Below are 13,796 nucleotides of genomic sequence, written 5' to 3'. Positions count from 1 at the left end.
ACAGCGACGTGATTCGCATTAAGACACACGCTCGCCGGGGGCGCGTCTGTCCGGTCCGCACAGGCGGAACCGGTGGCTTCCGCATTTTCCTGCGGACGGCGGTGTTGTGCCTCGCGACGGCCATGCTCTCCTGCACGGCGACCGAGATCGGGTCCGCCTCTCTGGCTCCGACGACCGTTGTGCCCCTCACGCTCACCAGCCCGTTCCGGTTTGATTTTCCCGAAGACCGCGCGGTGCAGGTCCGCGCTTCGACACTCGTCAACATGAGCGGCAACACACTGGGGGATGTGGACGTCCGGATCGCTTTCGCCGGAGGGGAGCGGAGCGTGCGTTCCCGCGAGGACAGCGGCTTCTACCGCCTGACCGGAATACCGGTTGATCGTCAGGGCGTCGCGTTCTCCCTGGAAACCAGCAACCGCGTCAACGACCGGTCCGGTTCGGCTCCGGACGACGGGAAGCTTCCGGTCGAGGGTTTCACGGAGCCAGGCCTGGAGGTGACGTTGCGCGTGAGCAACAGTTCGGTGATCCGGACGGCTGTGGCTGACGAGATCGGCCGGTTCAGTTTCCCCGATGTCCCGTTCAACGAGGGGACGAACACGGTCACGCTGGAGGCCTCAAACAGCGAGGGATTTACGACTGCCGCCGAGGTGGAGTTTGTCTTCGACACCCGGTCTCCGGTCATCACCTACTTCAGCACGGTTCATGACAAGATCCTGAACACTCCGATCGTGAACGTGTTCGGAACGTCGGACGAGCCGTTCAACACGATCGCCTACATCGATCCGGAAACCGGAGCCAACGTCCGGTTCCTGAACCGCGGCCAGCTGTTCAGCATGCCCAACTTTTCCTTTACCGAGGGTGTGCATTCGCTGGATATCCTGTTCACCGACCGGGCCGGCAACGTGACGCGCTCGATCCTGAACTTCGAGGTGCTCACGAAGAAGCCGGTATTCGGGCTGGTTTCGCCGGCAGCCACACGGAACTTTTTCGATGGGGCTTTCGACGCTCCGGTCGGTAATCCCCTGGAAGAGATCAAGGGCTTTACCACGCCCGGCTCGGTGGTGCGGGCTACCTACGTGGATACGGGGCTTCCGGATCAGAGCTTCTTCGTCGACACTGACGGCAGCTTCTCCATCCCGCCGTTCAACGACAGATTTGGCCGGCCTGTCCCGTATAGCTCCGGCACCAACTCGGTTTCGATCCGAATCCAGGATCCGGCGGGCAATGTGACGCAGCCGATGGTCCGGCTGAAACTCCCCGATTCATTCCACGCGGATGTTTCTCTGGCCGTCCTGACGCCGGGGGAAGGTCACACGTTCAAGGTGTCCGAATTCGTGCTCCCGGAACTGAGCCTGGGGCGACTGTCTCCGCCGGTGCCGGTGCGGCTCATCAGCGGGGAGAGCCAGCCGTTTACGCCGGTCAACGTGCCGCGAAACCTGAATCTTCCGGCGCCGCCGCTCCCGGGTTTTGAAGCCCGCCTTTATGAAGTGTCTCCGGATGGCCGGCCCGTATCAGCTCCGGCGGGCGCATCCCGGTTTCTGGCGCCGTATCCCGAATTTGCCGACACGATTTGCCTCCCCGGTACCCGGGAAGGAGTGTACCCTGAACTCCGCGCCACGGAGACGCTCCGCGAGAACCTGATCACCATCCTTGGCGATCCGTCCTGCAACACCGGCCGGAACACCGGCGACGGGCTGGCTGCTGCTCTCACGGCGGCCAGCCTCAGCGGCGGAGCACCGGGCCGGTCCGCCCGGCTGGAGGTGGATCTTCCCGGTCCCGATAACGGACTTCTCGTGACCGCCATGCAGCCGGGCGCAGTCGGAAACACACTGTCGCTGGAAATCCTGGACCCCCCGGGCGCGAATATCCCGCTGACGGTTTCCGTGTTCGGAACGCTCGTTTCGGTGACGCTCGGCTCGAACGCGGCGGGGAGTATCGTGTCCACGGTCCGGGACGTGGTTCAGGCGATCAGCTTCCATGCACAGGCTTCGGTGCTGGTTCGAGCCTCGCTGCTTCCGGTCCATCCCGCCCCGGCCGATCCTTACTGCGTGGGTGATGATGTTCTGGCCGAGCGCCGCCGCGTGATGGCCGTGGAAGCAAGTCCCTCGACGATCTGCTCGGCCGGCCAGACTGCTGTGCGGCTGGCCGCACCGCTCGGATTCATAACCGAAGGTGTCATCTGCGCTGCTGCGGCGGCCGGAAGATGTCCGCTTTCCGTGACCGACGCCGCTTCGAGGCTGGTCATCGACACATCCGGCCGTATCACGGTGTATGGAGTGGACCTGTCAAACCCCCGTGACGGATATCCGGTCCGCCGGGGGGATCAGGTAACGGTCGCCTCGTTCCTGTTCGATGCTCCGGTCACGGGCCAGATACGGGATATCGACTACGTCTCCAATTCGTTCCTGATGGATGGCGTCCGGCCGCCGAAGGGAACGGCAGTGATCGACTTTCCGGCCTTTGAGCTCCGGATCGACCGGAACCTGGGTTTCGTCGTCAGCGATCTGGTGACCAATGCAGCGGGCGAGATCAGCCAGCTTGCTCCAGCGCTTCCGGTCCGGCTGGATGTGGATCCGGGTGGTGGCCCTGGTGCAGGGAACAAGCTGACGCTTGTCGCCCGCCAGCCGGGATTACCCGCGTCGCCCATCACCTTTGCGATCACAAACCCTGGCCCGTCGAATCCGTCCATTCAGGTCACGGTCACGGGCTCGGATATCTCGGTGGCACCGGTAACCAACGGTGCCAGCGTCATTACCTCGACGGCCCGCGATATCGTACGGGCAGTGAACAGGTCGGCTGCGGCATCCGCGCTGGTTGTGGCAACGCTCACGGCTCCGGATACCCATGCCGGCGTGGGCTCGTCGAACAGCGGCCTTGGCGCGGTGCTGGCCATTGGGCCGCAGCCGCTCGTGGACGGAGCCAATGCATTCATTTGTCCCGGGTCGGCGGGATGCCATTCGCGTGCAACCCAGGGCGCTCTCGCCGTTGCCCGCCTGTCCCAGCCGGGCGCTGAGCCGGTCAACGTGAATGTCACCGGCGGTCACGGCAGTTCAGGCACCGGCACGGAACGGTTCGCCTCGGCACGGGTTGGTGATGTGATCGAAATTGGTGGACTGTCGGTGAACAGCACAGTCGCGCCAACCGCGGCGGCGTTCTCGGTGACGGGACCGGTTTCGGCGATTGATGACTTCTACGTGGATGCACGGGTCACATTCAGTACGGGAGCGAATAGCGGGCAGACACGCGTCGTGGTGGACTATGACGGCGCGGCCCAGATTCTCACGGTTCATCCTCCGCTTCCGGCCGCCCCTGCCAATGGCGATACGCTGGTGCTTCGGTCTGCCAATGCCGCGGTGGACTTCTCGTCCGTCGCTGAAGGCGTGTCGGGCCTGCCGCTGTCTGTGTTCCTGATGGCTCCTGCCGTGCCGTCATCGCCGCTCGGTGTCAATCAGCTGGTGAACCAGCTTACCGTGAGCCTGGCAACCGATGCGACAGGGGAAGTGGTGACGACCGCGGCGGAGCTCGTCGCGGCTGTGCGGGCGCATACTCAGGCTTCGCGGCTGTTCCGGTCCGCCCTTCCTGCCGGTTCCGCGGGTAGCGGCGTGATGGTCCCGACCGCCCAGCCGGTGCCGCTGTTCCTGGACCCACGCCGTACCGAATCGGGGCTGCGCCGGAACTTCCGGGTGCTCTCCCCCAGCCGGACAGGAATCGAAATCGTCTCGCCGCCAGATGGCTACGTGACTGCCGGAGCAGTGGTGGATGTCACGGGGCGTTTGCTCCGCAATACGGAAACCCTGAAAGTCGTGGTGAATGGCCGGGCCGTCCAGGTCGACAAGACGGGCCGGTTCGTTCTGCGTGAGCTGCCGGTCGATATCGGCGAAAATGTCATCCAGGCCGTCGCCCTTGACCAGAACGGGCGGGCCGTACTGGCCAACGTCACCGTGACCCGCCTGCCATCCACCCAGTCGCTCGTGGATATTGATCTCGACGATGGTGTGATTCGTGATGGAGTGCTCGGGACCGGGCTGTTTGTCTCCGGCACCATTGGCGACGATGTGGATCATGCAGGCCGGATCATTGCGATCGGCACGGTCGGTGCGGCCGGAAATTTCCGTCCCGGTATTGTCCCCGGAACTATGGATGTCACGTTCCTGGAGCCGACTTACGCTTCACTCGTTCATACGACAGCAACGAGGCCGGCCAATCCCTCGTTCCTGTATGTTTTCGACGGCATCGGGGCCGGGACGGCGGTTGTGCTGACAGGTTTCAACGGAGCCAGCACCATCACGGTCGCATCGGTACCGCCGCCGGGAGCGCGGGTCGCCCTCGTCGAACGCAATCTTCTGCTCCCTACGCCGGGCGACAACAGTTACGTTGTTCACGGAACGGTTCCGGCGCTGCTCGACCGGAACTGGAACCAGTTCAGTGTCTACCATTTCCTGGGTGCCGTCGACCCGCTGAAAATCATCGATATCTCGTATCTTGCATTCCGGAACAACCTGGCCGGCGCATTCGATGTGGATGGTGTTGGTATTCCGCTGGTGACCACGAGGCCGTTTGTCCGTCTCCGCAATCCGGTCTGGTTCGACGGGAGCGACGGTATCATCGTTCCGAACTGGGCAGGGGCCTCGACCGGCACGCTCGCTTCAGCGTCCCTGCGTTTCGCCGTGGACGTGGAGCCGGCCGGGTTCGGCGGTTTCGAGGATGTTCGCGTCAGTGCCAACGACCTGATCGTGACCGGCGAGTACCAGGGCGCGCCCGGCGCCAACGACGGCAAGATGTTCGTGGTGACTGCCGAGGCGTCCATCGGTTCGCCGGGAGTGCTTCAGATACGAACCTCCGACGGAAGCGCCATCCAGCCGCAGAGTAATGTCTCGTTTGCGGTGCTGGCCAATTCGTTTCCCGGACCAGCGCGCAAGCTGGTCACCACCTATCCCTCAACGTCAATGTCCGGCTTTGTTTCGGACCCGGCCGCCTTCGTGGTTGCCGACGTGTTTTCCGGCGATGTGAACACCACCGGTATCACGGTAGGCGGCAAGCAGGCGTTCCAGTTCCCCGACGGATCGTTCGTTCTGAATGCGATCGAACTGACCGAAGGCCTGAATACCCTGTATGTCCGGGCCGAATCACGGCTTCATCTCCAGAACCTGCCTGAAAACCAGCGATCCCTGATTCACTATGACCCCAGGCCGCCGGCGATATACGGACTGTGCGTGCCGACGAGCGGCGCACCTCTCAACTCGCAGAACCCCTGCAACCTGCCGGGAGGCGGAATTCCGGTGGCGCTGGACGTGAATGGCATCGGCCACCTGTCGCTGAACCAGCAGGGATTCGAGTTGCGGGGCTTTGCCGATGATGGTCCCCTGGGCGTCGGCATCCGCGATATGGATGTCACCATTGACGGGGTTCCGGTGGATATTTTCATGGGCCCCACCGGGCTGGGACTGCCGGGCACAGGCGCTTTCTCCATGAGTTTCAACCTGCCGCCGGGCGAGAGCCGGCTCGTCATCCGGGCTGTTGACCTGGCGGGAAATCCCGCGCAGGTGACCCTGTTCGTGCAGACGCCGCAGCCGCTTCCGCCCTATTTCACCATTGACTGCTTCGTGGACAACCGTCCGCTGGACGCCAGCGGCGCTCCGGTACCGGCCGTGGTGCCGTACGGCCCGCGTGATATCCGGTGCGGGGACGATGAGTTCTCGAACAATCCGAACTCGCCGGTGAACCTGCGCGGCAACGCATATGCGGCGGCCGGAGCCCGCGGCCCCCGTTTCGGTGATGCGGGCGAATACAATAACGCAGGCCAGACCAGTAACTTCGGCGCGATTCCTTCCGGCGCCGTGATCACTGCGGCGGACCTGGCCCTTGAGCGGCGGCTGGTGGGGGCGGCGACCGTGACCTTCGAGGGCAGGGCGATCACCCGCAAGGCGCTGCCGCCGGCGATCTCCATCAACGGTGATATCTCGCAGGTGCGTATCCTGGGTGTGCAGGTGGGCAGTGGAGATGCGTTCCTGGTGAGCCCCTCCGGCGGAAATGGCAGCAATATCATTCATCTTGATCCGCTGCCTGTTCCCGAAACGGATCTCCGGGTGGGCGATGCTGTTACGCTATCCAGCCTGAGTCCCAGCCAGGCGGCCAACGTCGGGCTGTTCCGGGTGGTATCCTGCGACACCTTCCCGGTCCCGCCGCCTGTGCCGCCGGATCTTGCCGATCCAGCCATCTGTACCGGCACGAACGTCGCGCTCGACAGGGTGCTTCCGGCTGACGCGGCGGGGATGACGGCGATTCTCGGATATCGCTGGCAGTCGGAGCCGCTGCCGGTACCCCAGGAAGGGCTCAATACATACCATTTCACCGTTGTTGACGATGATGGTGTCAACACCCAGCGGGCCTACTCCGTTCTCCGCGATACCCGCCCGCCGGCAATCGTGGTGAATGGGGTGCTTTCCGGATTCGAAACCTTCCATGCCTCACCAGCAGTCCTGTTTACCGACCAGTCCATGTTCTTTGGCGGACTGGTGGGCGGCCTGCCGACGGTTCCCGCGACGACCGTTGCATTCCAGCGGCTTGATGAAAGCGGAGAGGGTGGGCCGGTTCCGCCGGACGAGCCCGCACGAGAGCAGTTTGTCGTTTATTACGGTAACGACACCGCCCCCTTCGATACGGTTGTGGCTGGGGCCGACCGATCGGCCAATCTGGACGACGCAGACGACGCTCCGGGTGCGGCCTATCTCTGCAATGCGTCGTTGCCGGGGCTGGATCAGTTCCGTGTCCGCTCCACGACCAACATCGGCCTGATCCAGGCGGCATACCTCGACGGCAGTGGTGCCATCCAGCCGGCAATCCCGGTCCGATGCGATTTCGCCTGCAACGATAACGCCGGCGACGGTTCCGGACAGTGCGATGCCGGCGAGCCGGTCACATACCGCCTGTCAGCCTCGGCCCATGACCGGGTGGGGCTCCATTCGCAGCTTGCAGTGGATTTCACCATTGTCCAGACGCCAGAAGGCCGGATAACCCAGGGCGCGCTGGGCCTGATCAACCAGAATCCGGTGCTATCCCTGCTTTTGTCCGATCCGACTGAACTGAACACAATGCTTCTGGATCAGCTCGCGGTTTCCGGAGTCCTGTACAACCAGAACCTGCATCTGGCGGAACTGCTCGGACGGCCCAACGATACGCCGCAATCCAATCCGCTCGTCTTCGCACTCAATCCCGCCCGGACGAAATTCGCGCTCTTTGTCTCGGACCTTTTGCGGGGACCGGACCCGAACCGGCCGTCTGAATCGATTGTTGCCGGGATACTGGATGTTGTCCGGATTCTTCTGGATTACGGGGCAGGCGATGACCTGCTGACGACGCTGAACACCCCTGATCTTCAGCAGACATACAGCCGCGCCAACTTCGGTGCTGGCGGCCCGGTGGTCGAGGGCGATCCCTCCCGGGTGTCCCGGTTCCTGTCCGAACTGCTGGCAACCAGGGAAGTTACCGGCGGCTACCGTATTACCCCCGGCGAGATATCCCGCGTCTTCCCGCTGCTCGGCGAACTGCTCGACTTTCAGGATTCGTTCCGCATCCGGATGGATACGGTGAACCCGCTGGATCCCCGGCGGACAGACAACCGGATTTCAGGAACCGATCTGGTGATCAGTGCTGCCGACCACTGCACCCTCACGACATCGGTTCCGGACGGATTCCAGCCGTCGCCCATTGTGGGTTCGGAATCCAATGTCCAGCCGGGTGACCGGGTGACGGTACTTTCAGGCGCCTGCACAGGCACCTCGCGGGCGGTTCTGGAGGTCATTGACAGTCAGACCCTCGAAACCTCCTGCGCGCCATACCCTCCGGTCCCGCCGGGAATTATCGATCCCGACACGTTCATCTGGCCGGATGGAAATGCACCCTTCAACGTGGACTGCGCGGCGGCTTCGGCCTGTGGCGGTGCGGGTTGTGCGTTTGCCATTACACCGCCTCCTGCGCGGGCGTTTGTCCCGGTACTGGAACTGGCTGATCTGCTTTCCTACGCCAACAAGGATGGACGCGATGCGCTCGGTGCGTCGTCAATCTCGGATGGTGTGCTGACAGGCGGCGAAAACGATCTTCTCCAGGCAGTTCTGCATCTGGCTGAGGAGCAGTTCCTCGTTGCCGCTGGCGACCTGTCGGTTATCTGCGACGAGGGTATTACCTGTCCGAACGATCCGGAAAATCCGGCTCACCGGGAGGCATTCGCCGACAGTGCCTCGTTCCAGGCGCTGAATGACCTCTTGTATCAGCTGTCTGACGACGAGAACCAGGACAACGGCGTGGAGTTCGTCCCGCAGGCGCTGGAACTCGCCCGGTTCATGCTTGGGGATTATGACCGCGAGGCCATTAACCCGATGGTCCCCGAAGGGACGACCCGTGCCCAGGCCCTGCTGTTCCTCGCCCGGGATCTCCTGGATAATGCGCCGTCAACGGGGGGAATGCTCGCCGAACCGGTGCTGACCCGTTCGCCGAATCCCTGGGCTGCGGGGGACGGGCCGCTGGTATCCGGCTCCCGCCGGCAGAACACCCGGCTGAACCTGCTGCTTCGCAGTGGATGGTTCCTCTCCCAGCCGATGAATTTCGCCGCGACATACGATTACACGCCCCGCGACGGAACGCCGGAGGCCGTGTTGTTCAGCGCAGTGCCGGCGCTGATACCGGTCCTCTGGCAGATCGCCGACGATCCGGATGACAATGCCCGCGGCATCGGCTTCGCTCCGGGCACATTTCCCGAACGCAGCCCCGGCGAGAAGCTGATGGGGCCGCTCTCCCTTATTCTCCGCGATGACCGCCTGGAAGATCTGCTGCTGGCGCTGGCGGACCTGCTTGATCCCGGAACCGGAGTGAGCGACCTGACCGCATTCGCCGACAATGGCGGCCGGGATCTCGGCCGGGCGGCGGCTTGTGCGGGTAACGACTGCGTATACACGTATCCCTTTACGGTGCCCGAACAGGCCAATCCATATGTCAGCACGCCTCCCCTTATCCGGGTCCTGACGCAGGTTTCAGCCATGCGGCTGGATGCCAACCGCAACGAAAGAATCGATGCCGGTGACCAGACCGCGATGGACGCCGCCGCCGGGGCCCTGAATGCGCTGTTCCGCCATATTGGCGTGCGGCTGGAACTGAACGATCCGCTGCTGGACAACAATCTGGATCCTGTTCATGGAGTCGTGCACACCAATGCCTGCAATGAAAGCTACTTCAACGGGGATGCGCCGATAGAACTGATCCTGACCCGTCTTGCGCCGATGCTTGGACCGGTCACCATCGATCCCCGCGAAAAATCGATTCACGATCACGTCACGACATCGGATCCGGTACCGGGGAACATCAACCGGTCGCAGGTCCGCATCATTCTGGATGCCCTTTTTGACGATCCGGATGTGGATGAGCCCTCCCTTCCGGACGATATCGACGACTATCCCGCGAATCCGCTCCAGCTGCTCTCTTACCCGGCCGATCCGTTCCCGGATCCGGTGGAAGGCAACCGTGGCGCGAACGGTGGCGATGGCCTCGCCGTGAGCCGCCGGACCCTCGACCAGTTGCCGGAAGCCCTCAACGTGATGGCCCGGTTCGGCTTCGACGAGAACGACCGTCTGATGAGCATTTTCGCCTACTGCACGGATGTGGATGCGGGATGCCCGAAGAACAAGGGCTATCCGTTCCCGTTTGCCCAGGAACGCCTGCTCTCGAATCTCCGGCGCCTGAACGACATCGCGTTCCAGTTCGACGGGCCGTTCCAGGTAGGTTCCGGCGTTACCGGCATCCTGCGGTTCGAGCAGTCGCTGCTCCGCGAGGCCCTCAAGACAATTGCCCGGATGTCGAAGCGCGAGGCGATCGATTACATCGTGCTGCTTGTCTCCCGGATCAGCGACGATATCGAACCGATCAATGGTTCGACTACTGCGCTGACGCCTGAGGATATCGCCAAGGGAGCCGCCGCCGCACGGGTGTTTGCCGATCCGGATAACGACGGCGACCCGCTGCCAGATGGACTGCTGGGCGACCTGATCCCGCTCGCCCAGGCGTTGTCGGCCACCGGCGCAACGGACCAGCTGGTCGATATTCTCAGGGCGGTCCGCGGGTGCGGCATCGTCGAGCCGGAAGAGAGCATCCTGCACCAGTTGAAGGACATCCGCGGCGGCGAGCTGCTGTACGCGCAGGAAGACCTGATCCTTTCATTGCTGGATCCGCAGAGCGGCGCGGAAAGCGGTCTCTGCCCGGCCGAGGCCGCCGGTCTGGATGGACGCGGAAACCGGGGCGGCGCGCTCGATTCCAACCCTCTCGTTCTGGAAGATTCCGACGAGAGTGCACCGGGTATCCAGCCGCGCTCGCCGGTGAATGCGGGTGTGGCGGCTGCTGGCGACCGGCTCCGGCTGACCGGTACTGGCCGGGCGTTCGCCGGTAACTGGGCGTCCACGTTTGCCTCGACCGTTGCGGGAGCGCCGCTGGCCGGGCAGTTCGACGGAACCGGCCTGTCGGGCGACCTGACAGGGTCGCTGGTCACATTTACGACGGGCGTTCTTGCCGGCCAGACGAGCGTGATCTCGGGTTTCAGCGCTCCCACGATCAATGTGAGCCCGGTGTTTGGAGCAGCTCCGGCTCCGGGTGACGGGTTCCTGATCACGGGCCCCAACGCCGACCTGCGTGATCTCGGCGTGGGGCCGGGCGCTTCCCTTTGCGTGGTGATACGTCATGCCGACGAACCGGGCGGATACCTTGAATCCTGCGCCGGCATTGTGGGGCGTCCGCTGCCACGGTCGGGCGAAGTCGAGTTCAATGACCTTGTGGGCCTGACCGCTTTCATGGCTGCCCGGTGCGACCAGACGAACCTGCCCACGGACGAATGTTCCTTCCGGATCCGCCAGCTCAGGGAGCCGTTCAATGGCTGTCTCGCCGGTGACCGGGTGGGGCCGTCACCGGCGCTCGGGTTCGGCGCGGGACTGGGGATGACGCTCGGGGCATTCTCACCCATCGCGCTCGAGGTCCGGGGAACGGTGGAATCGTCAGGCGGCCCGGGCTCGTTTGCCGGCGACCGGAACTTCTCGGCCCTGAACGATGGCGCCTATACCGGCGGCACGATGCGGTTCGGCAACGAGGTGCAGCCAATTACCGGCTATGCCGCGGCGACACGGACGTTCACGACGGCGCCGTTTGCCGTGCCGCCGGGGGCGGGCGACACGGTTGTCGTCAACCGGCCGGTACTGTTCCCGAACACCTGGCGCGACGGCCTTCTGGACCTGATGCTCCGGTCGATGGCCGATCTGGGTGCAGGTTTGAACCAGGTCGATCTCGCCGCCGGGGCCTGTGCCGGCCTGAATACGCCGGGCTTTACCGTGGCCGACGAGCAGAACTGCTACTCCGCCATGGACCGGATCGAGCAGCTTCTCTACCTTTCCATCACGCAGGACGAAAGCGGCCAGCCGGCCTTTGCCACCAAGCTCCTGCTGGGCGGCGAGGCGTTCGATTTCGTGGGGGAGACGCCCGTTCAGGCGCTGCTCAATGATGAAAATGCCCGTCAGGCCATCGGCAACCTGCTTCAGATCCAGGGCCTGTCGACGCTTTCGGCCAACGATCCGGTACCGGGCCTCGTCCAGGACGGACGGGACTCCTATCCCTGCAACCAGGGGCCGGATTGCGACTTCTCGCAGACCGACTGGACGCGGCCGTTCGAGGGCAACGCCGTCAACGACGGCACCGATTTCGCCCTGCTGGCGGCTGAAGGCCTGCTCCGGGTGCTTGGAACCCGCAATGGACAGGATGGTATCCCGCGGGCGAACAATAACCCCGCCTCGTCACTGTTCAGGTTTACCGACGATCCGGCCGTGCTTTTCGAGCTGACGGCGCTGCTCATTGATGGCGGGTTCCCGCAGCGGCTGCTGCCCGGTATCCAGATTGCCGCTGAAACCTTTGACTCGGTGCCGCAGTTCGACAGCACCCTGGTGAACCGGGTGCGCGACCTGGAATCGCTCGTGGTGGACAACAACAACCCGCGATTCAATTCGGATGTGCTCGCTGCCGTGAGCCGCCGGGTGTCGGCCTCCGTCAATGGCGACGAAACCGGTTCCATCTGGCCGCCCGCTTCGTATCCGGACGGCACCGAGACCACCGCCACGGTTCCCACCGGCCAGAGCGCCGTCACCTACGGGGCCACTGATGCACCGGACGTGAGCGAAGGGGCTGTCCAGGTGCTGGCGAGGACGGCCAAGCTCGCGCTGGATGAATGGCACGCCGGGGTCGGCAAGCGGCGGAGCCGCGTGGTCTCGACCGAGCGGATTGCCGCGCATCTGCTCGGTGTGGGGCCGACTCCCCGGGACAACACGCTGGCAAGGGCGCTCACGCTGGTCCGGTACATTACCGAGGATCACGACATCGCCACGGCCGGGCATGACCGCAATCTGGATATCATCGCCCCGGTGCTCGCCGTGAATCGCGAAGCCTACCAGCCGGGCAACAACCGCTCGCCGAATGACACCGGCGCCGATCTTGTGGCCCTGTGGCTCGAAGACCCCACCGATTGTGACCGTGCGGACCAGGCCGATCCGGCCGGCGCGTCGCTCGGCACCCAGCGCGGGGTGTTCCAGGCGGGCCGGGTGGGCTGCGTGGCGGGCAGCTACGACGCCATCTTCGACGACGACGACCAGCCCACTGTGACCAGCCAGAGCGAGCGGATGCTCGACTATGCGCTGCATCAGCAGCTGTTCGAGCGGCTCCGGCCCCTCATCGCCGGTCCTGCCGATACCAACCTGGAACTGGGGCTGCCGTTCCTGGCTCGGGTGGTCGCTGATTCGTCCCGGCCAATCGTGGACCGCGACGGTTTCGAGTTCATCGAATACACGAAGGGGGTCGCGATCATTGATGCCCTGTTCTCCGACATCAAATACCTGATCCCGGACGCCGCCGAGGACCGGCTCGATCCCATCCTGAGCGACGACATCAACCGGAACGGACAGGTTTCCGATACGGGGCTGCAGGGCACCGGGCGCAGCGCCCTCACGCCCGCCCGCTACTCGGTTTTCGATGATTTCGGCCTGGTGGGGAACCTCCAGGAGTCCGAGCAGAACTACGCCATTGTTGCCGGGAAGCTCGTCAACCTGAATGACAACATTGTTTACGACTGCTCGCCGCCGCCGGGTGCGGCCGGATCGGACCCGCTCGTGCATTGCACGAATGTCACCGGCGCTCCGCTGGCGGCTGGCGGCGGCTATCCGGACCGCCGGTTCCGGATCGGGTTTACGGCGGCCGATGGCGTGGTCACGATGGGCAATATCCAGGGGCTGAATGCCGCCACGCTGGATGGTTTCGCGGACCTGATCGCCTCCGGGCACCTTGGACGGTCAGTAAACAACCAGCTCCCGCGGACCTATTCGGTGCGCCGTTTTTCGGCGGAAAACAGGGAAATCGACCAGTACACCCAGCGGGTGCTGTCGGCAGGGGGGCCGGTATCGGGCGATCTGCTGCTCCTGCTGGAGGGCCTTGGCGAACTGTTGCTGAATACCAATTTTTAACGCAGTGCATGATGGACGCAGCAGTTTTTGTGATACCGAATTTTGACGCGAGCACCCAAGGTGAAGATGTAGAGGAATATGAACAAGGGATTTACAACCGTTAACTTGCCGGAATGAATGGTGACCTGCCATTTTAGGACCACCAATAGAAAGGTGACTGTCGGCACACCGCGGGGACGCGGGCGTAAAGCCTCTCGTCTCCGGAACGAAAGCCGATGTGATGCGGATCAGGCGGATCTCTCCCAATCAGGGGAGAGGGATGCC

At 63.8% G+C, this 13,796-nt stretch carries 1 protein-coding gene; it reads left to right on the top strand.

Translation table 11 applies throughout. The annotated features are described in order from the left end of the window. Window positions 1–8: 8 nt before the first annotated feature. A complete protein-coding gene (locus KIT79_02890) occupies window positions 9–13,532 on the top strand; it encodes a hypothetical protein (GenBank protein MCW5828241.1) in 13,524 nt (4,507 codons plus the stop codon). The last annotated feature ends 264 nt before the right edge of the window (window positions 13,533–13,796 follow it).

This window comes from Deltaproteobacteria bacterium (assembly GCA_026129095.1).
Taxonomy (GTDB): Bacteria; JAGRBM01; JAGRBM01; order JAGRBM01; family JAHCIT01; genus JAHCIT01.
Note: the sequence above shows the minus strand (reverse complement) of the source record. Positions and strands in the feature narration are given on the sequence as shown.